Annotated in this window: 16 protein-coding genes and 1 pseudogene; 12 read left to right on the forward strand and 5 right to left on the reverse strand. The window is 72.1% G+C overall.

What is annotated here, in order from left to right:
* Positions 1–101 precede the first annotated feature (101 nt).
* Genes AB5L52_RS10425 through AB5L52_RS10440 form a run of 4 tightly spaced genes read left to right on the forward strand, consistent with a single transcriptional unit; the run spans position 102 to position 6,153 of the window.
* Complete coding sequence (locus AB5L52_RS10425; protein ID WP_369363539.1) at positions 102–1,367, forward strand: ABC transporter substrate-binding protein; 1,266 nt, start codon at positions 102–104, stop codon at positions 1,365–1,367.
* Positions 1,368–1,387: 20 nt separating this feature from the next.
* Positions 1,388–2,356 (forward strand): carbohydrate ABC transporter permease, encoded by a 969-nt coding sequence (locus AB5L52_RS10430; RefSeq protein WP_369363541.1) that lies wholly within the window; start codon positions 1,388–1,390, stop codon positions 2,354–2,356.
* The gene (locus AB5L52_RS10435) at positions 2,353–3,243 is read left to right on the forward strand and encodes a carbohydrate ABC transporter permease (protein ID WP_351569169.1); all 891 of its coding nucleotides are present in this window, start codon (positions 2,353–2,355) and stop codon (positions 3,241–3,243) included. Before AB5L52_RS10430 ends, AB5L52_RS10435 begins: the two co-directional genes overlap by 4 nt.
* Positions 3,244–3,255: 12 nt before the next feature.
* Positions 3,256–6,153, forward strand: a complete 2,898-nt coding sequence (locus AB5L52_RS10440; RefSeq protein ID WP_369363543.1) for a glycoside hydrolase family 2 TIM barrel-domain containing protein — start codon at positions 3,256–3,258, stop codon at positions 6,151–6,153.
* A gap of 27 nt (positions 6,154–6,180) precedes the next feature.
* Here the strand turns inward: AB5L52_RS10440 and AB5L52_RS10445 are convergent, their stop codons facing one another.
* Positions 6,181–7,398, reverse strand: coding sequence for an MFS transporter (locus AB5L52_RS10445; RefSeq protein ID WP_351569455.1), 1,218 nt, complete (start codon positions 7,396–7,398; stop codon positions 6,181–6,183).
* 132 nt (positions 7,399–7,530) lie between these two features.
* Between AB5L52_RS10445 and AB5L52_RS10450 the strand changes: the two genes are divergently transcribed.
* From AB5L52_RS10450 to AB5L52_RS10465, 4 genes are all read left to right on the forward strand, one after another.
* A complete protein-coding gene (locus AB5L52_RS10450) occupies positions 7,531–8,847 on the forward strand; it encodes a jacalin-like lectin (protein ID WP_369363545.1) in 1,317 nt (438 codons plus the stop codon).
* 76 nt (positions 8,848–8,923) lie between these two features.
* Positions 8,924–10,105, forward strand: coding sequence for a hypothetical protein (locus AB5L52_RS10455; RefSeq protein ID WP_369363546.1), 1,182 nt, complete (start codon positions 8,924–8,926; stop codon positions 10,103–10,105).
* 130 nt (positions 10,106–10,235) lie between these two features.
* The gene (locus tag AB5L52_RS10460; RefSeq protein WP_369363548.1) at positions 10,236–10,820 is read left to right on the forward strand and encodes a TetR/AcrR family transcriptional regulator; all 585 of its coding nucleotides are present in this window, start codon (positions 10,236–10,238) and stop codon (positions 10,818–10,820) included.
* Positions 10,810–11,529, forward strand: coding sequence for an alpha/beta fold hydrolase (locus AB5L52_RS10465; protein ID WP_369363550.1), 720 nt, complete (start codon positions 10,810–10,812; stop codon positions 11,527–11,529). Before AB5L52_RS10460 ends, AB5L52_RS10465 begins: the two co-directional genes overlap by 11 nt.
* Here AB5L52_RS10465 and AB5L52_RS10470 read toward each other — a convergent pair.
* Positions 11,463–12,272 carry an isocitrate lyase/phosphoenolpyruvate mutase family protein gene (locus AB5L52_RS10470; protein ID WP_351569187.1) on the reverse strand — a complete coding sequence of 270 codons (810 nt, stop codon included), beginning with the start codon at positions 12,270–12,272 and terminating at the stop codon, positions 11,463–11,465. The genes AB5L52_RS10465 and AB5L52_RS10470 overlap by 67 nt on opposite strands.
* A gap of 202 nt (positions 12,273–12,474) precedes the next feature.
* Between AB5L52_RS10470 and AB5L52_RS10475 the strand changes: the two genes are divergently transcribed.
* The gene (locus tag AB5L52_RS10475; protein WP_369363552.1) at positions 12,475–12,783 is read left to right on the forward strand and encodes a hypothetical protein; all 309 of its coding nucleotides are present in this window, start codon (positions 12,475–12,477) and stop codon (positions 12,781–12,783) included.
* Here the strand turns inward: AB5L52_RS10475 and AB5L52_RS10480 are convergent.
* Both AB5L52_RS10480 and AB5L52_RS10485 read right to left on the reverse strand, forming a co-directional pair.
* On the reverse strand, positions 12,728–14,458 hold the full coding sequence (locus AB5L52_RS10480; protein WP_369363554.1) for a DUF2264 domain-containing protein: 1,731 nt from the start codon (positions 14,456–14,458) through the stop codon (positions 12,728–12,730). The genes AB5L52_RS10475 and AB5L52_RS10480 overlap by 56 nt on opposite strands.
* Before the next feature lie 65 nt (positions 14,459–14,523).
* Positions 14,524–15,195 (reverse strand): annotated as a pseudogene (locus AB5L52_RS10485) (rhamnogalacturonan acetylesterase); the annotation flags it as partial.
* Between the two features lie 254 nt (positions 15,196–15,449).
* On the opposite strand from AB5L52_RS10485, the gene mmuM reads away from it, so the two are divergent.
* Entirely contained in the window at positions 15,450–16,373 is a 924-nt protein-coding gene (gene mmuM / locus AB5L52_RS10490) for a homocysteine S-methyltransferase (protein WP_369363556.1), read from the forward strand.
* A 318-nt stretch (positions 16,374–16,691) separates the two neighbouring features.
* On the opposite strand, the gene AB5L52_RS10495 is transcribed toward mmuM, so the two are convergent.
* The gene (locus AB5L52_RS10495) at positions 16,692–18,266 is read right to left on the reverse strand and encodes a carboxylesterase/lipase family protein (RefSeq protein WP_369363558.1); all 1,575 of its coding nucleotides are present in this window, start codon (positions 18,264–18,266) and stop codon (positions 16,692–16,694) included.
* Positions 18,267–18,509: 243 nt separating this feature from the next.
* On the opposite strand from AB5L52_RS10495, the gene AB5L52_RS10500 reads away from it, so the two are divergent.
* Together AB5L52_RS10500 and AB5L52_RS10505 are read left to right on the forward strand one after the other, a co-directional pair.
* Positions 18,510–19,589, forward strand: a complete 1,080-nt coding sequence (locus AB5L52_RS10500) for a LacI family DNA-binding transcriptional regulator (RefSeq protein WP_369363560.1) — start codon at positions 18,510–18,512, stop codon at positions 19,587–19,589.
* Between the two features lie 114 nt (positions 19,590–19,703).
* The gene (locus AB5L52_RS10505) at positions 19,704–20,336 is read left to right on the forward strand and encodes a VOC family protein (protein WP_369363562.1); all 633 of its coding nucleotides are present in this window, start codon (positions 19,704–19,706) and stop codon (positions 20,334–20,336) included.
* Positions 20,337–20,368: the final 32 nt, after the last annotated feature.

The following is a 20,368-nucleotide window of genomic DNA, read 5'->3' on the forward strand; positions in this document are numbered from 1 at the left end:
CCGGGTAGCCCCACTCCCCCCCATGGACCGGGGGCCGCCGGCCGCACCCCTGACCCGCAGCGCGAGTCGCACGCCGTATTTCGACAGACAAGGACGTCAGCATGTCGGAACAGAGCCACAGCACGTGGGACCGTCGATCGATACTCCGGGCCGCCGCCGGTCTGGCCGCCGCCGGACCGCTCGCCGCGTGCGGCAGCAACAACGGCCGGGGCGGCGGGAGCGGTTCGGGCAAGCAGCTGACCCAGTTCTTCCACGCGTACGGCGAGGCCGGGGTCGAACAGGCCGTCAAGCGCTACGCCAAGGCCTACTCGAAGGCCGACGTGTCCACGCAGTGGATCACCAGCAACGACTACGAGACGAAGCTCTTCGCCGCCCTGCTCACCCAGCAGGCGCCCGACGTCTTCGAGTTCCACCCGCAGATCCAGCTCGTCAGGAGCGGCCAGGTGGCGGATCTGACGGACCTCATCGAACCGGTCAAGGACGACTTCCACCCGGCCGACATCGCCTCGCACACGGTCGACGGCAAGATCTACGGCGTCCGGATGATCGACGACCCGCAGTTCTTCTTCTACCGCAAGTCGATGCTGGAGAAGGCGAACATCCCCGTGCCGACCACCCTCGACGAGCTGATCGAGGCCGCCGCCAAGCTCACCACGTCCAAGGTCAAGGGCCTCTTCCTCGGCAACGACCTGCACGCCGTCGAGGCGCCCCTGATCTGGTCGGCCGGCGCCGAGACCCTCACCGCCAAGAACGAGATCGGCTACCACACGGACGGGGTCGTCGAGGGCCTGCGCCGGCTACGGCAGCTGTTCACCAGCGGTCATCTGCTGCTCGACTCCCCGGCCGACTACTGGGACCCCTCGGCGATCAACCAGGGGCTGTGTGCCATCCAGTTCTGCGGCATGTGGGCGACACCGGCGATGCAGAAGGTGCTCGGCGACGACATCGGCGTCTTCCCCTTCCCCAAGGTCGGCGCCAAGGGCAGGCCCTCCGTCTACAACGGCGGCTGGTCGATGTTCGTCAACGCCAAGGGCGGCGACGTGGACGCGGCCAAGGAGTACGTCAAGTGGCTGTGGATCGACCAGAAGCAGTACCAGAAGGACTTCGCCACGTCCTACGGGTTCCACATCCCGCCGCGCACGTCCATCGCCGCGCAGGCCGGCACGCTCAAGACGGGTCTGGGCGCCGAGGGCGTCCAGCTCTTCAACACCTACGGCCACTTCGACCACATCGGCTGGACCCAGGCCATGTGGAGTGCCTGGGACTCGGTCATAGCCGACTGCGTCCGCAAGGGCGGGGACCCCGAGGCCGCGCTCGACAAGGCCGACAAGACGGTCGACCGCGAGCTGAAGAAGCTCTTCGGATAGGCCGGCGGACGGACCACGACATGTCGACCACCACCCCGCGCGACCTCGCCCGCCCCACCCCGGCCAAGACCGCCGGGTCCCGGCCGCGGCGGGGCCTTCGGGCGAGCAACACGTTCAACTTCTGGCTCTTCACCGGGCCGTTCCTCATCGGCCTGGTGATCTTCGTCTTCGTTCCCATCGGCTGGAGCGTCTGGCTCAGCTTCTTCGACGCCCGCTTCACCGTCACGCCGAGCCATTTCGTCGGCCTCGACAACTACCGGCACATGCTGACGAACCGCGACTTCACCGGCTCACTGGTGACGTTCACGGTGTTCGCCGCGTTCATCGTGCCCACCACCTGGGCGCTCTCGCTGGGTCTCGCCCTGCTGGTGCACCGGCTGCGCTTCCTGCGCGCCTTCTTCCGGTCGGTGTTCTTCCTGCCGACCGCGTGCAGCTATGTCGCCGCCGCGCTGATCTGGAAGATGTCCCTCTTCAACGGCGTCCGCTTCGGCCTGGCCAACACGGCCATCGGCTGGTTCGGCGCCGAGAACATCGCCTGGGTGTCCGACCCGAGCCCACCCTGGTACTGGCTGGTCATCGTGACCGTACGGCTCTGGCTGCAGTCCGGCTTCTACATGATCCTGTTCCTGGCGGCCCTGCAGAACATCCCCGGCGAGCTGTACGAGGCCGCGGCCATCGACGGCGCCAGGCCCGGCCGGCAGACCTTCCGGCACATCACTCTGCCCCAGCTGCGCGCCACCTCGGCCGCGGTGATCCTGCTGCTCCTCATCGCCGCGTATCAGGCCTTCGACGAGTTCTACAACATCGTCGGGACCAAGGCGACCTGGGCCCAGACCCCTCTCATGGTGCTGTACAAGACGGCGCTCGGTGCCAGCCAGGACTACGGTTCCGGCAGCGCGGGCGCCGTGATCCTCACCGTGCTGATCTGCGTCGTCACCCTGTTCCAGGGCAGGTTCATGGGCTTCGGAAGGGGGGAGGAGGCCAGGTGACCACCACCGCACCCCGAGCCACCGACGCACCCCGGACCGGCAGCGCACGCCGGGTCCGGCGGGGAAGCGCTGCGGGCACCACCGGGCTCTACCTCTCCGTGGGCGTCGCCGCGGTCCTGTTCCTCATCCCCTTCTATCTGATCGTCCGCAACGCCCTGTCCACGGACGCGGAGATCACGGGCCAGAACTGGAAGTTCCTCCCCGCCCGTCTGCAGTGGGGCAACATCTCCGAGCTGTTCGACGACCCGACGGTCGACTTCGGCCGCTCGATGGTGAACTCCCTGGTCGTCGCCGTCCTCATGACCGCCGGCATCCTGCTGATCTGCTCGCTCGCCGGGTACGGCCTCGCCCGTATCCCCTACCGGCACGCCAACAAGGTCTTCTACGCCGTCCTCGCCACCCTGATGGTCCCCACCGCCGTCACCTTCGTCCCCAGCTTCGTCCTGGTGTCGTCACTCGGCTGGGTGGACAGCTACCGGGGCCTGATCGTCCCGGGCCTCTTCAGTGGTTTCACCTGCTTCCTGTTCCGGCAGTACTTCCTCGGGTTCCCGAAGGAGCTGGAGGAGGCGGCACGCATGGACGGGCTCGGCCACTGGGGCGCGTACTGGCGGATCGTGGTGCCGAACTCGCTCAACTTCTTCGCGGCGATGGCCACCATCACCTTCATCAACGGCTGGAACGCCTTCCTGTGGCCGCTGGTGATCGGGCAGGACCCGAACGCCTGGACGGTCCAGGTGGCGCTGTCGTCGTACATGACCAACCAGACCGTCAACTACCACCTGATCTTCATGGCGACCGCCATTTCCATCCTGCCGCTGCTGTTCGTGTTCCTCTTCCTCCAGCGCTGGCTGGTGCAGGGGATCGCGCAGACGGGCATCAAGGGCTGAGCTAGGAGACCGATGTCTTTCCGCACGCACACCGTCACCGACTACGTCGAGGACGTCTCGCCGGGTTCCGGGGCGCTGCCGCCGCGCGCCTGGTACGCCTCCTCGGACGCCCCGTCGCTGTCCCTGAACGGAAACTGGCGTTTCCGGCTGTCGCCGACGGCCGACGCCGAGGACGACTCCTTCGCGGCCGAGGGGTACGACGCCGGTGACTGGGCGCAGCTCCCGGTCCCCGGCCACTGGGTGCTCCAGGGACACGGCTCCCCGATCTACACCAACCACCTCTACCCGTTCCCGGTCGACCCGCCGCGGGTGCCGACCGAGAACCCGACCGGTGACCATCTGCGGGTCTTCGACCTGCCCGCGGACTGGCCGGACCTCACCGAGGGCGGTGCGGTGCTGCGCTTCGACGGGGTGGAGTCCTGTGCGCGCGTGTGGCTGAACGGCACGGAACTGGGCGAGTTCAAGGGCTCCCGGCTGCCGCACGAGTTCGCGGTCGGCCATCTGCTGAAGGCCGCGGACAATGTCCTGGCGGTCCGCGTCCACCAGTGGTCGGCCGGCTCCTATCTGGAGGACCAGGACCAGTGGTGGCTGCCGGGCATCTTCCGTGACGTCACCCTGCTGCACCGCCCGGCGGGCGCCGCCCTCGACTTCTTCGTGCACGCCTCCTACGACCACCTGACCGGCACCGGCACCCTGCGCGTCGACTCCGACGTGGACGGCCGGGTCACCGTGGCCGAGCTGGGCATCGACATCGCGACCGGCGACAGCGTGACCGTGCCGGTCGAGCCGTGGTCGGCGGAGACACCACGGCTGTACGGGGGCGAGCTGGCCACCGAGGGCGAGCGGGTGCCGCTGCGGATCGGCTTCCGTACCGTCGAGCTGTCGGACGGCCTGATCAGGGTCAACGGCAGGCGGGTGCTGTTCAAGGGCGTCAACCGGCACGAATGGCATCCGGAGCAGGGCCGCGCCCTCGGCCCGGAGACCATGCGCGAGGACGTGCTGCTGATGAAGCGGCACAACATCAACGCCGTCCGCACCTCCCACTACCCGCCGCACCCGGCCTTCCTCGACCTGTGCGACGAGCTCGGCCTGTGGGTGATCGACGAGTGCGACCTGGAGACGCACGGCTTCACCGAGCAGGACTGGCGGGACAACCCCGTCGACGACGACCGCTGGACCCCGGCGCTGCTGGACCGGGCGTCCCGCATGGTCGAACGGGACAAGAACCATCCGTCGGTCGTCATCTGGTCCCTGGGCAACGAGGCGGGCACCGGCCGCGGCCTGACCGCGATGGCCGAGTGGATCAAGGGCCGGGACTCCTCCCGCCTCGTCCACTACGAGGGCGACCTCACCTGCCGGGACACCGACATGTACTCGCGCATGTACGCCGACCACGCCGAGGTCGAGCGGATCGGCCGCGGCCTGGACGGCGGCACCCTCAGGCGCCGTCAACTCCCCTTCATTCTCTGCGAGTTCGCGCACGCCATGGGCAACGGCCCCGGCGGACTCGCCGACTACCAGGGGCTGTTCGAGTCGCATGACCGGCTGCAGGGCGGGTTCGTCTGGGAGTGGATCGACCACGGGATCGCGCATCCGGAGCTGGGCTTCGCCTATGGCGGCGACTTCGGCGAGGAGCTGCACGACGGCAACTTCGTCTGCGACGGCCTGCTCTTCCCGGACCGGCGGCCCTCCCCCGGCCTGGTGGAGTACAAGAAGGTGATCGAACCGGTCGGCATCAGCGGCGACCCCGGCGACGGCACGGTCCGGATCACCAACAAGCAGGACTTCGCCGACCTGTCCGCGCTGGCGTTCTCGTGGGCGTACGAGGTCGACGGGGAGCGGGTGGAGTCCGGCGTGCTGTCCGTGCCGGCGTTGGCGCCGGGCGAGTCCGCCGACGTCAAACTGCCCGCGCCGCCCGCCGGCGGACCGGCCGGCGAGGCCCACTGGACGATCCGGGCGGCCCTGGCGGCCGACACCCCGTGGGCAGCGAAGGACCATGTCGTGGCCTGGGGCCAGGTCCAGGTGTCGGAACGAAGGGTGCCGACGGTCGCGGCGACCGCCCGCCCTGCCACGGGCGACGACGGGGTGGTCACCCTCGGCCCCGGCACCTTCGACGCGCGCACCGGCGCCCTGACGGCCATCGGCGACGTACCGGTCACCGGTCTGCAGCTGGACGTGTGGCGGGCCACCACCGACAACGACGACGGGGCTCCCTGGCAGCCCGACCTGCGCTACGGCCTGCTGTGGCGGGGGCTCGGCCTGCACCGGATGCGGCACCGGCTGGACGCGGTGGAGACCGGCGAGCACACCCTGACGGTCCGGACCCGGGTGGCACCGGCCGCACGGGAGGTGGGGCTGTCGACGGTGTACCGCTGGACGTCGGACGGAGAGCGTCTGCGGTTGACCGTATCCACCGTCCCGGAGGGTGACTGGACGGTCCCGCTGCCCCGGCTCGGCATCCGCTTCGGCCTGACGACGGCCGACGCCGTGCGCTGGTTCGGCGGCGGCCCGGGCGAGGCGTACCCGGACACCAGGACGGCGTCGGCGATCGGCCGTTGGCAGTCGACGGTAGACAGCATGCAGACGCCGTACGTGCGCCCCCAGGAGAACGGCGCCCGTATCGACGTCCGCTGGGCGGAGCTGGGCGGCCTGCGCATCGAGGGCGACCCGGCGTTCTTTCTGACCGCCCGCCGCTGGACCACCGAGCAACTGGACGCCGCCACACACCTGACCGACCTCACCCCCCTGGTCGCATCCGCCGCGGGGGTCTGGGTCAACCTCGACCACGGCCAGCACGGCATCGGCTCCCAGTCCTGCGGCCCGGGCCCGCTGCCCCAGTACCATCTGCGAGCCGAACCGGCGGAGTTCTCCTTCGTGTTCTCCACCACCCGTGGCCCGGAGGCCAGTTGACGAGTCGGAAACCCTCGCCCAGGGGGTTCAGGCCCTGCGGATCGGTGTAAGCAGGGCGCCGAGGGCGAGCAGGACGCAGGTGGCGCCCGCGGTCAGGGCGGCCGGGGCGGTGCCCCAGCGTCCGGCGGCCCAGGTGAGCAGGGCGGCGCCTACGGGGGCGGCGGAATAGTGCAGGGTCCAGTAGGCGGAGGTGACCCGGCCGAGCAGGTGCTCCGGCGTGACCTCCTGACGCAGGGACATCGAGCAGGTGCCCGCGATGCCGACGCCGGCCAGGAACCCGGCGGCGAGGACGGCGACCGCGGGCACGGTGCCGACCCAGCCGAGGCCGGCGCAGGTCAGCCCGCACAGCGCGGTCGCGCCGATCCAGGCGGGGCCGAAGCCGAGCCGACGGCGGAGCCGGGCGACCAGCAGGGACCCGGCGATGGTGCCGAGCGCACCGGCCGCCATGACGGTGCCGACCGTGCCGTCGTCGTGCCCGAGGTCGTGCTTGAGGTGGTAGATGACCAGGTCGCTCAGGCCGAGGGTGACGAAGCTGAAGCCGAACAGCAGCACCGTGAGCGAGCGCAGCAGCGGGTGCCGGTACAGGAAGACGACTCCGGTGCGCAGGTCCTGCCGGACGGTGCTGCGGCCGGGCGCCGGGGTGTCGTCACCGGCCCGGGCGCGCAGTCGTACCCACCGCAGACATGCGGCCGAGGCGGCGAAGCTGGCCGCGTCGACGGCGACGGCGGCAGCCGGCCCGGCCCAGGCGGCGAGGAGCCCCGCGCACACCGGCCCGAGCACTCCGGCGGCCGCGGCCGTGGCGTTCAGCAGTCCGTTGGCCTCGGTGAGCCGGCCGGTGCCGACCAGCCCCCGGACGACGGTGACATAGCCGACGGCGAAGAACGTGCCGACGGCCTCGCAGACCGGCAGCACCGCGTACAGCAGCCAGATGCGGGGACCGAAGGCCCAGACGAGCGGGATCAGCCCGTACAGGACCATGCGCACCAGGTCGCAGGTGATGAGGAGCCGCCGCCGGTCCACCCGGTCCACCACGGTCCCGGCGAAGACGGCGGCGAGTACGGCCGCGCCCCCGCCGACAGCGGTGAGCAGCCCCATCCGGGCCACCGACCCGGTGGCCTCCAGCACCAGCAGCGGCAGGGCGATCAGGGCGAAGGAGTCACCGAGGACGGAGAGCGTCTGGGCACCCCAGAAGACCGCGAAGTCCCTTTGCCGCCAAAGGGGTTGATGTCCTTCCTGTCCCTCCATGGCGCTGCGACGGCTCCCCTTGCGCGTCTCGCGCTTCACCGTTCCCCCTCGTCATGCATTAATGTTGAACAATTTTCTCAACTACCCTTCAAAAAGTTACCAGTTGACATGAACATGGGTCGCATGCGACCCATGAGACGACTTCTCGGTGCCCTCGCCGCCGGTGCGCTGGTGCTCGCCGGGCTCGGCCTGTCCGCCGGGCCGGCGCAGGCCGCCGACTCGGGCACGTTCACTGTGCTGACGTACAACGTGGCAGGCCTGCCGGAAGGGCTGAGCTCCAGCCATCCGGCCACCAACACCCCTTTCATATCCCCCAGGTTGGCGGGCTACGACATCGTCAACGTCCAGGAGGACTTCAACTACCACGCGGCACTGTACGCGGGCGACGACCACCCCTACCGCACGGCGACCAGCGGCGGCGCGGGCATCGGCGACGGCCTCAACACCCTCTCCCGCTACCCCTTCGAGGACTTCGAGCGGGTGAAGTGGCACGACTGCACCGGCACCAACTGCCTGACACCGAAAGGCTTCACACTGGCCCGGGTGCGGCTGACGGACGGTGTGTACGTCGACCTGTACAACCTCCATCCCAACGCCGACGACACCGACGACGCCCTCGCCGCCCGCCGCGCCAACATCACGCAGCTGTCGCAGTTCATCCAGGCCAACTCGGCCGGCAACGCGGTGATCGTCATGGGGGACACCAACACCCGCTACACGCGGACCGCGGACAACATCCGCACCCTCGTCGACGACAACCACCTGACCGACGCCTGGGTGCAGTTGGTCAAGGGCGGCACGGCTCCCGCGCAGGGCGCCGACCCGCTGCTGTGCCCGACGTCGGCGCCGACCAACGACTGCGAGGTCGTCGACAAGGTCCTGTACCGGAGCAGCGCCCTCGTCTCGCTCACCGCGCACCGCTACAACGACGAGTGGGCGAAGTTCCTCGACTCAAGCGGCGGCAACCTCTCCGACCACTTCCCGCACACCGTCGGCTTCTCCTACACGGTCAATCCGAAGCTGCGCGCGAGCGAGTTCTTCGGCGGCCCGCACGGTACGGCGTTCAACGACGCCGACGACCTCCCGGCCGCCCTCTCCCCGCGCACCCTCACCCTGCGCGGCGACGCGCGGCTGGACGCGGTGTCCCTCACCCACGACGACGGCACCGTCCTCGGCCACGGCGGCACGGGCGGGACGGCCGCCTCCCTCACCCTCGCCGCCGGTGAACACCTCACCTCGGTGACACTCACGGAGGGCCAGAAGGACGGCCGCACCCGGATCTTCTCGGCCGACTTCGCCACCGACCGGGGCCGTACCCTCGGCGCCGGCAAGGCGACCGCGGACACCGCCACCCTCACCGCCCCGCCCGGCTGGCAGATCGTCGGCTTCACCGGCCGCGCGGGCGACGAGATCGACAAGCTGGGCGTGCTGTACGCACCGATCGGCTGAGCGGGACATCCGCCCGGTCGTCGGCAACCACCGCGGCGGTCTCGCCCTCTTCCCCTCTGAGCGAGAGGGGGGCGCCATGAGGGCGAGCCGGCTGCGGATGGTTGCCGTCGGGGTGTGCGGCGGGGTGCTGAGTTGTGGCGTCATGGCGGGGCCGGCCGCGGCCCACGCGGACCCTCCGACGATCAGCCAGGCGTACGCGGGCCCCCGCCCCGGAGAGGCCATCGGCATCGGTCTGATCAACTACGCACCGAAGCCGGGCGTGCACCTGGTGGCCGAGTCGCCGGTCTTCGCGGCCCCGATCCGGATGGACGACCCTGCCGCGAAGGTCGACGGGCTCGGCGTCAAGGCGCCCATCCCGATGTCGGCCAAGCCCGGTTCGTATCCGCTCGTCATCAAGGCCGGGGGCACGGTCGTGGCCCGTGACACCATCGACGTCCGGCCGCCCAGGCGCCCGTCCATCGAGGTGGACGGGACCGGCGCACAGCGGCCGGGCACCCGGGTGAGACTGTTCTTCGACGACCTGTACCCGGGAGAGACCGGGGATTCCTTCACGGCTCGTTCCCCGGCGTTCACCTCGCCGGTGCGCCTCACACGCGGCAAGGACTCCTGGAACAACACCCGCGTCTTCAGCGCCTTGAACGTGCCGCTGCCGTTCACCCTCCATGACGGGACGTACCCGATATGGGTGACCGATGGGGACGGGAGACGGAAGGCCCGGACCCGGCTGGTGGTGCACTCGCCGCGCCCCGGCGACGACGACTACCTGGGCAGGACCGAGGGCCCCGCGTTCTTCGGCAGGACGGGCTCTCCGCTCGACTCCCGGGACAAGGGCTTCACGGTCGCGGCAGGCACCACGATGTGTGTGAAGTGGCAGGACGCGTCCCCGGATCCAGGGGAGGAGGAGCGGCTGACCGCGACATCCCCGGCGTTCCAGGCCCCGGCCAAGCTGTCGTTCGATGTCCTCAAAGGCCATGAGGAGGACCCCCCGCTCTTCTGGGGCCCGGCACGGATCAAGCCCGGCCTGAAGCCGGGCAGCTATCCCGTAACCGTCGTCAGCCACCGCGGGCGAGTGAAGAAGACCAGCTACCTCACCGTCACCCAGGGGCAGAGTCAGGGCCAGGGGCAGGGCCGGCGCCCCGCCCATGACGACGGACTGCCGACGGCCCTGTGGGCGGGTGCGGGCGCCGGGGCCCTCGCTCTGGGCGCCGCCGCTGCCGTGCTGCTGGTACGGAGGCGCAGGGGAGCGTCCCTCTCCTGACGACCGGCCGGTCGATGCCCCGGCAGAGGCAGGCCGGGCTCCAGGGCGGAGCGGGAGAGTCGTACGGCCGATTTCCTGGTATACCTAGTGTTCAAACTAGAGGTTCTAGGAAGTAGGGGAGGCAGGCCCCATGGCCCGAGCGGGCCTCACCGTGGACCGTGTCGTCACGGCCGCCGCCGAACTCGCCGACGAGGCGGGCTTCGAGAACGTCACCCTGAGCGCGCTGGCCCGCCGCTTCGGCGTGAAGGACGCCAGCCTGTACTCGCATGTCCGGGGCCTCGCCGACCTGCGCACCCGGCTCGCGCTGCACGCGGGCGGCGAGCTGATCGACCGGATCGCGGTGGCCGTGGCCGGCCGCGCGGGCAAGGACGCGCTCGCCGCGTTCGCCGCCGCCTACCGCGCCTACGCCCTGGAGCACCCCGGCCGCTACGCCGCCACCCAGATCCGTATCGACCAGTCCCTGCTCGCCGACTCCCCCGAGATGCGCCGCACCGCCGAGATCACCTACGGCATGCTGCGCGCCTACGGCCTCACGGAGCCCGACCTGACCGACGCCGTACGCCTGTTGCGCAGTTCCTTCCACGGCTACTGCGCCTTGGAGTCCGCCGGCGGCTTCGGCGCCGACCGGGACGTACAGGCCTCCTGGGACAAGGCGATCGAGGCCCTGCACCTGGCCCTGACCCACTGGCCCCGGGAGACCGGCAATGCCGACTGAACCGCTTCACTACGACGTCACCGGCAGCGGTCCCGTGCTGCTGGTGCTGCCGGGCGGGGCCGGGCATCCGATGGGGCTGGGGCCGCTGACCGAGCGGCTGGCCGCGCACTTCACCGTGGTCACGTACGACCCGCTCGGCCTCGCCCACGGACGGCTCGGCCTGCCGGTGCCCGAGCAGCGGGTGGCGGACTGGAGCGAGGGTGCGCACCGGGTGCTGGAGGAGGTGCTTCCGGCGGGCGGGACCGCGTGTGTGCTCGGGACCAGCTCCGGCGGGATCGCCGCCCTGGATCTGCTGGCCCGGCACCCCGGGCGGCCGGCGCACGTGGTCGCGCACGAACCGCCGTGCGTGACGGCGCTGCCGGACGGGGCGCAGCGGCGGGCCGAGCTGATCGGGCAGTTGGACGGCCCCGAACGCCCGCCCGCGGACGGTGCGGCTGCCACTGCGTTCGGAGTGTTCCTGGCACGCGTGCTGCGCCCGTTCACCTCCTACCTGCCGTCCTTCACCGCTCCCCCGGGCGGCCTCACGCTCGCCGCCGGCGTCGACTCGCGCGGCCAGGTGCTGCACCGGACCGCCGGGGCGCTGGCCGAGCGGCTGGGCGGTGCGTTCGTGGAGTTCCCGGGCGGGCACCTCGGCGCGGCGGATCACCCGGTGGCGTTCGCGGACCTGCTCACCGACACGCTGCGCTCCAGCGCGCGGACCTCGGCGTAGCGGGGAGTGGTGCCGCCCGGGGTGCGTCCGGCGGCGATGTCGGCCACCGCGTCCAGGGCCGCGCCGAGCGCCCGCCGGTAGAGCAGCGAGCCCAGGCTGACCCGGCGGACGCCGAGGCCGGCCAGCTGGGCGAGGGTGGGTCCGGCGGGCGAGTAGAGGATGTTGAGGGGGGCGTCGAGCCGCCGGACGAGGGCCGCGATCCGCTCGGGTTCGTTCAGTCCGGGCACGAACACCCCGTCGGCGCCAGCCTGTTGGTAGGCGTCGAGGCGCCGCAGGGTTTCCCGTTCGTCGCCGTCGCCGCACCAGTAGGTGTCGGTGCGGGCGTTGACGAACAGGCCGGGTACGGCGGCCTTCACGGCGGCGATCTTCGCCGCGAGCCGGTCGCTCGGCCCCAGGCCGTCCTCCAGGTTGATCCCGGCCGCGCCCATCACCCACAACTCCCGTGCCAGCTCCGCCACTTCGCCGGGATCCCGGCTGAAGCCGTCCTCGGCGTCGACCGAGAGCAGATACGGCTCCGAGCCGAGGGTCAGGGCGAGGCTCAGGGTGTGCTCCCGGGTCGCGCCCGCGCCGTCGGACAGACCGGCCGCCGCCGCCACGGCCAGGCTCGACGTGCCGATCGCGCGGAAACCCCGGGCGGCGAGCGCGGCCGCGGAGGCATGGTCCCAGGCGTTCGGCAGCAGCAGCGGCTCGCCGGGCCGGTGGTGGAGTCCGGCGAACGTCGTCACGGTGGGCTGTGGGGTCATACGGCCACGCTAGGCCCGGAATGCTTCGGCGACCTCCGAACGATGGGCCCCGCACCAAGGAGCGAACGGCCGCAGCCGTCGGACGATGGGCGCGACCGGCGCCCGTGGCACGGAGCACGCTCCGGAAACCGCAGACAACCTTTCCCGCACCCGCGACGGCCCCAGGGCATGACTCACGCACGACGCACCTCAGGTCACCGCCGTGTCCGCGCGGCCCGCAGGCCCGCGATCGGCGCTCTCGCCGCCGCCGGAGTCGCTGAAGAACGCCACGTGCTCCGCGGGCACCTGCACCGGCACGTTCGCGGGCACGCATCTGCGGCTCCTGGACTGGAACGGGAAGTTCGCGAGCGCCGACAAGGTGGTGGACGCACGGCTCACCGGCGACCTCGCGGTACTCAAGAACGGCACGCTCACCTGGGCCTACGCGCCCGTCACCCCCTCCTACGCCACCTCGCTCAGCGGGGCGTCACCGACCACGACGAGCCTGTGGATCGCCCGTCTGACACCGTGAACCGGAAGACGCGCTCCGCGCCGGAGGACGCCCACCGAACGCCCACCTCGTGATTGACCTGGTCCGCGGTCACCCGCACGGACACCGACTCCGTCAGCGGCCGGGGATCCGCCTCGCCGGTCAGCCGGGCGAGCGCCACGAACAGCGTGGCCCCGCCCGCCCCGGTCTCGCCGGTCAGTTCCTCCGACAGGCCTGAAACCGGGAGCAGTTCGGCCCGGAGTCCGTCCGGTGCCGCCCACCCCGTGATCCGTACCGGTGTCCCGGGCCCGGCCCCCGCCACCAGATGGGCCCGCACCTCCACCGCGCCCTCGGCGAGCACGAGGCTGGTGACGGTGATCCCGCCCGGCACGGTGTGCCGGGAGGCGATCCACCCCGCGCCCGTGCCGAGCGGCTCGATCCCCGTCCGGCTCGGTTCGCCGCCGACGATCACGCTGTTGTCGTACGACACCGGGTCGGGCATGGTCGCGGTCGAGTAGGCGAGCCGGGTGTAGTGGGGGTCGTAGCGGACGTCCTCGCTGCCGTGGTTGTGCAGGCGCACCAGTCCGTCCGAACGGGTCGACTGGAGCAGCCAGTTGGGAACCGGGACGGGCCGCACCTCGTCGGCGCGCTCGGCCGGGCCCGGTTCCTCGGTCGCCGTCCACACCTCGTGCCCGGGCGGCAGCAGCAGGCCGAGGAACCCCTTGGCGGCCCAGTAGGGGGATGCCGGGCCGGAGTAGCTCTGCACGAGCGACTCGTCGGGGCCGAGCCAGCCCAGCGGGAGCAGTCCGCGTTCGTCGACCGCGCCGCCGTCGAGGAAGTAGCGCAGCGCGCCGGAGGCCAGACGCCGGGTCTGACCGGGGGTGAGCGGGCTCTGGCCGATGAGCGCGCCGAGCCAGAGCGGGGCGGTCGTCGCGAAGCGGTAGGTCAGGGAGCGGCCCTGGCGGAGAGGGGCGCCGTCGGCGCCGAACAGGTGGGCGTAGTCGGCGAGATGGCGTGCCAACCGCCGACCGTATACGGAAAGCAGTTCGCTGTCGTCCGCCAACCATGCGTGGACGACGGGATACAGGTGCATCGCCCAGCCGTTGTAGTAGTCGAACTTCCGGCCGTCGCCGTCGGTGTACCAGCCGTCGCCGAGATACCAGCCCTCGATCCGTTCCAGGCCGCGGTCGATCGCCTTGCGGGCCGCGTCCGGCCGGTGGCCGATCTCCGCCAGGAAACCGCCGACGGTGACGGGGAACAACTCCCAGTTGCACGGCCAGGGTTCGGCGGTGAGCGCGTCCGCCAGCCAGTCGGCGGTGCGCTGCCGCGCGGAGTCGTCCAGCCGGTCCCACAGCAGCGGCCGGGTCAGCCGCAGGGCGAGGGCGACGGACGCGGCCTCGACGAGTGGCTGGCTGCGGTGCTCGATGCGCGGCCAGACCCCGCCGGGGCCGGTCGCGAGGCCGTCGGCGTAGCGGCCGAGCGCGGTCTCGTCGCGGCGGAAGGCGGCCAGCAGCAGCGTACGGGCGTATCCCTCCAGGCCGTCGGAGAGGTGACCGGACCGGCTGACATGGTCGCCGGGGAGGTGGTAAAGGGCGCGGTCGGGGGTGGCGTAGGGCTCGACGGCGGCGAGCAGGGCGTCGGCGGCGGCCTCCCAGTGGGCGCGGGTGTAGCCGGTGTACGGGCTGGACGCGCGGTCGTCGGCGGGCAGTTCGAGCACGGCGATGGCTGTCCTTCCTGGCGGGGCCTGGGACGCCCCGGTTCCGGTCGGGGCGCCCCAGGGTTTCATCCCGCCCGCACGGCGCCCCCGGGCACCAGGCGCAGGGCGAGAAGTGCGTCGCGGACCAGGCCCGCGAAGACGGTGGCGGCGCGCACGGAGGTGTGCGTGTTGTCGCGCTTCTCGTCGTAGAGGTGGATCGCCTTGGAGCCCTCCGGCCCGAGGGACTCCACCAGCGCCTTGGTCTGCGCCGTGAGGTCGATCAGGGGGACGTGTGCGGCTGCGGCGACGGAGCGGATGACGGCAGGGAGGTCGACACCGAGACCGTTGACCAGCAGGGCCGTGCCGTCGTTGAGGGTGCCGTCCGCGTTGAACCAGCGGCGCACGACCGGGGTGACGAGCACCGGTTCGCCGCCCCTGTCCCGGATGCCCGCGACGAGGGTCTCCAGGTTGGCCCGGTAAGTGGCCTCGTCGGTGGCCCTGTCGTTGTGGGCGAGCTGGACGAGCACGAGGTCGCCGGGGCGGATCAGCGGCTGGACGGTGTCCCGGAGCAGGGGGTTCGCCAGATAGGTGACCGTACTCTCGCCGGAGTCGGCGTAGTTGGCGACGGACAGGCCCTTGCGCAGATACTGCGGCAGCTGCCGGCCCCAGCCGGAGTAGGGGGCGGCTGGCTGGTCGCAGACGGTGGAGTCGCCGATCAGGACGATCTGGCGGGGGTGCCGGGCCGGGGTGACCCGGATGCCGGCGTGGGCCTGGGCGGGGGCCGCCGTGAAGTCCGCGCAGAGGGTGACCGCCGTCAGGACGGCGCCGCGTGCAGCGGTGAATCGTCTCACTCAACTCCTCCGGCGGTCGGCAAGGTCCGGCAGCTGGACCGTACCGCTCTTGGCAAGCGCTTTCCAGTCCTCGGCAAGGTAGGGGTGGGCCGGTGCGGGGTCAATGGTTCCGGCGGCTCACCGGCCGTCGGCCGGCGGCTCGCTTCGACTAGCGTCGTGACATGACCAGCAACATCTCCTCCCCCAGCCTCGTCGACGCCCTCGCCGCCAGGACGCTCGTGCTCGACGGCGGGATGTCCAACCAGTTGGAGTCGGCCGGATACGACCTGAGCGACGCGCTGTGGTCGGCGCGGCTGCTCGCCGAGCGGCCGGAAGCGATCACGGAGGCGCATCTCGCCTACTTCCGGGCGGGCGCGGACGTCGCCATCACCGCCAGCTACCAGGCCACCTTCGAGGGCTTCGCGCGGTACGGCATCGGCCACGGGGACGCGGCGCGGCTGCTCGCACTGAGCGTGGAGCTCGCCCGGGAGGCCGCCCGGCGGGCCGGGGAGGCGGGCATCGACCGGCCGTTGTGGGTGGCGGCCTCGGTCGGGCCGTACGGGGCGATGCTCGCGGACGGCTCCGAGTACCGGGGCCGGTACGGGCTGAGCGTGGCGGAGCTGGAGCGCTTTCACCGGCCGCGCATCGAGGTGCTGGCCGCCGCCGCGCCGGACGTCCTCGCGCTGGAGACGGTGCCGGACGCCGACGAGGGCGCCGCCCTGCTCGGGGCGGTGCGCGGGCTGGGGGTGCCGGCATGGCTCTCGTATACGGTCGACGGCCGGCGCACACGTGCCGGGCAGCCGCTGGAGGAGGCCTTCGCCCTGGCCGCGGACGTGGACGAGGTGATCGCGGTGGGCGTGAACTGCTGCGCCCCGCAGGACGTGACACCCGCGGTGGAGATCGCGTCCAGCGTCACCGGCAAGCCGGTCGTGGTCTACCCGAACAGCGGGGAGACCTGGGACGCCGGGGCGCGCGCCTGGACCGGGAGTACGACGTTCAACGCCGGCCAGGTCGAGGCGTGGCGGAAGGCGGGGGCACGGTTGATCGGGGGGTGCTGCCGGGTGGGACCGGAGGGCATCACGGCGATTGCCTCCGGCGGCCGGTGAGATTCGCCGACTAGCCGTGGGGGGCTGGCCATATCCGGCGATTGCCTCCGGCGGCAGTGAGATTCGCCGGCTCGCCGTGGGGAGCTGGGCATATCCGGCGATTGCCTCCGGCGGCAGTGAGATTCGCCGGCTCGCCGTGGGGAGCTGGGCATATCCGGCGGGTGCGGGTCGCGGGCATTGACGAGATTCGCCGACTCGCCGTAGGGGGCTGGGCATATCCGGCGGGTGCGGGTCAGACACGGCCCCGCGCCGCTTTTGCGCCCCTTGCGGGGCGCGGTGACGCATACCGTCGGGCGCGGTGACGCATACCGTCGTCCGTCAGCGGCGCCTGGCGGCCACCGTGCGGCGCAAGCGGCGTACCGCTGCTGCCAGTTCCGTCCCGGGGGGCCGGGCGTCGGTGTCGGTGGCCGGTGCCGGTTCGGGGACGGTGGTGGCGGGCGTCCAGAGGGCGAATTCGGCATCCCGTGGACCATATGCGGTATACGGCGTGCCGTCGCCGAAGATCCTTACGGGGTGTGACGCGTCCCAGGATTCCCAGCCGGGGTCGCCGGTCGCGGCGAAGCGGACCCAGGCTCCGTGCATCGCGTCGCACAGCTCCTGCGGGGCGTCCTCGCCGGCCAGCTTCTTCGACTCGGGGGTGGCTCCGGAGTCGAAGACGAAGCCCAGTTCCAGGGCGTGGCAGGCACCGAGGGCGGGGCGGCCGGACGGCCAGGCGAACTCGTAGAGGTGGCAGTCGCCGGGGCGGGAGTCGGCGAGGCGGTGCAGGGGGATGCGCAGCAGATGATCGGTGACCATCTGGCCGACGATCTCGGCGGTGCCGGCGTCGGGGTGCAGGGCGCGGTAGCCGCGGGGCACCTCGTGGCCGGCGCGGCAGCGGGCCATGGCGCCGGCCAGGGAGACGGGGCCGAGCCGGTCGACGTGTTCGAGGAGTCCGCCGGGGACCAGCCACAGCCGGTACTCGTCCCGGGTCCAGCCCATGAGCAGCTGCACGCCCGGGGCGGCGTCCCCGTCGATCAGCGCCTGCAGGGGGTCGCGGGGGACGAGCTCGTCGTCGACGACGATCCCGAAGGCGGGTCCGCCCAGCACCGGGCTGCTGAGCCGGCCGACCTCGGCCTGGGCGCGCAGCAGCAGGTCACGGTCGACGGCGGCGAAGGCCTCGGCGGTGGCGGGGATCTTCAGGCGGGCGGCCATACGGCGCACCATCCGCCGTACCTTGTCGCGCTCGGCGATCTCGGGCGGGCCGCTCTGCAGCACCGCCCGGCGGATCAGGCCGCGGGTCTGGGGCGCGGCGAGCAGGGTTCCGGCGCTGATGGCGCCGGCCGACTGACCGCACAGGGTGATCCGGTCGGGGTCGCCGCCGAAGGCACCGATCGTCTCGTGGACCCAGCGCAGGGCGGCGAGCTGGTCGCGCAGTCCGGGGTTGGGCGGGGCGTCGGGGAAGAGCCCATAGCCCTCCACGCCCAGCCGGTAGTTGATCGAGACGCAGACGACGCCGTCCCGGGCGAAGGTGCTGCCGTCGTAGACGGTGACGGCGGAAGACCCCCTGGTCAGGGCGCCGCCATGGATCCAGAGGAGGACGGGGAGCCGGGCGCCGGGGTCCGGTTCGGGGGTCCAGACATTGAGGTTGAGGCAGTCGTCGCCGGGGATCTCGGGGTCGGACAGGTACTGGGCGAACGCCTCGGAGTACGGCGGTTTCGGCGCGGTCGGACCGAAGGCACCGGCATCGCGTACGCCGTCCCAGGGCTCGGCCGGCTCGGGCGGCCGGAACCGCAGGGGGCCGACGGGCGGGGCGGCGTACGGGATGCCCCGGAACACCGCGAGCCCCTTCTCGTACCGGCCGCGTACGGCCCCGTGGGGCGTCCTGACCACGGGGCCCGTCTGGTCTGCCGTCATCGCCCACCAGCCCTTCGCCGTGCTCCTGCGTCCTGCACCGCCACGCCGAGTGCACTGTCAACAACAGAGCATCACAGTGTGCGGATGTATTCCGGCGCACGGGCCCGGCACTGGGCCGTTCGGCGTACCACCCCGTCAATTCCCATGTCTTCACGTCCGTGTTGACACGCATCTATCTTAGGAAGCGCTTTCTTCATCGGTGAGCGGGCCCCGGAAGCGGGCGGGTCGGAGAGGCGGTCTTCTGTGGTCCGTGCGGGGAGTGCGCGCGTGCCGGCCGGGCCGACGCTGGCGGTGGTGGCCCGGGAGGCGGGGGTGTCGGTGCCCACCGCGTCGAAAGTGGTCAACGGCCGCGAGGACGTGGCGCCGGAGACCCGTCGCCGGGTCACCGAGGCCCTGGACAGGCTTGGCTATGTGCGCCGGCCCCGCTTCGACACCACGAGGACGCCGGGCCTGGTCGACCTGGTGGTGCACTCGCTGGACAGCACATGGTCGGGCGCCGTGCTGCACGGGGTGGAGGCAGCGGCGTACGAGGCGGGCCTGGAGGTGGTGGTCTCGGCCGGGCTGCCCCGGCCCCGGTGCGGCCGGCCAGAGCGGGGCTGGCTGGACAAGCTGACCGCGCGCGGCTCCTCGGGCGTGCTGTTCAACCTGGCGGAGCTGTCCCCGGCGCAGTACGCGTGGCTGGATCAGCGGCGCATCCCGTATGTGCTGATCGACCCCGCGCACGAGCCGCCGGCCGGGGTGGTCTCGGTCGGGGCGGCCAACTGGCAGGGCGGGGTGAGCGCGACCGAGCATCTGCTCGGGCTCGGTCACCGGCGGATCGCGGTGATCGCCGGACAGCGGCGCACGCTGGGTGGCAGCGCCCGGGTGGCCGGCTACCGTTCCGTGCTCGCCTCGGCCGGCGTGCGGCACCGCGCCGAGTACGTGCGGCACGCCGGCTTCGACGAGGCCGCCGCCCGGATGCGCATGCACGAACTGCTGAACCTGCCCGAACCGCCGACCGCGGTGTTCGTGTGCTCCGACCGGATGGCCCTCGGGGTGTACGAGGCGCTCGCGGAGCGGGAGTTGCGGGTGCCGGACGACATGAGCGTGGTGGGCTTCGACGATCTGCCCGAGGCCCGCTGGGCCGCCCCGGCGCTGACCACCGTCCGCCAGCCGCTCGGCGAGATGGCGGCGACCGCGCTCCGGCTGCTGGTGCGGATGATGCACGGGGAACGCCCGGAGAGCACCCGCACCGAGCTGTCGACCCTGCTGGTACGACGCGCGAGCACGGCCGGGCCGGCGGGCGAACGGCCGACGGCTCGCCACCGAACGGGCCGCGGTTGATCCATGGCGACGGCCGAGCAGCGCCCGCACGGGGCCCGACCCTCGCCGCCCTATGGGGTTGTCGCCGGCCAACTCCCTTGAAGCGGCGGGGCGGTGACCGTAGCCTCGCCGGGCATGAACGCCGTTCCCCCTCTCCTGGACCATCTCGTCCTCGCCACGCCCGACCTGGCGGCGACGGTCGCCGAGTTCGCGCGGCGGACCGGGGTGACGCCCGTCCCCGGCGGTGTCCATCTCGGCCTCGGCACCCGCAACCATCTGGTGGGGCTGGGCGGCCGGAGCTATCTGGAGATCCTCGGCCCCGATCCCGAGCAGCCCGAACCCACCGGGCCACGGCCGTTCGGAGTCGACGGGCCGGCCGGGCCGCGCACGCTGACCTGGGCCATCAGCCCGGCCGACCTGGACACAGCGATCACGACAGCCCGCGCGCGGGGCTACGACCCCGGGCCCGCGCGCCCGATGAGCCGCCGTACGCCGGACGGCACCGTGCTGCGCTGGCGACTGACCGACGGCAACCATGCGCATCCCTCCGGTCTGGTCCCGTTCCTGATCGACTGGGGTGACTCCCGCCACCCGGCGGCCTCGGGCCTGCCGGTCACCTCGCTGCTGGAGGTGACCGCCACGGTGCCGGACCCGGAGGAGGTACGCGGTCCGCTCGCGGCCCTGGGCACCGGGCTGACGCTGACCCCGGGACCGGTCGCACTCTCCTTCACCGTGGACACCCCCAACGGGCCGGTCGCCTTCGGCTGAGACACACGCGTGGGCGCGTGTGGTCGTGCGGG

It is taken from the genome of Streptomyces sp. CG4, from assembly GCF_041080655.1.
Lineage (GTDB): Bacteria > Actinomycetota > Actinomycetes > Streptomycetales > Streptomycetaceae > Streptomyces.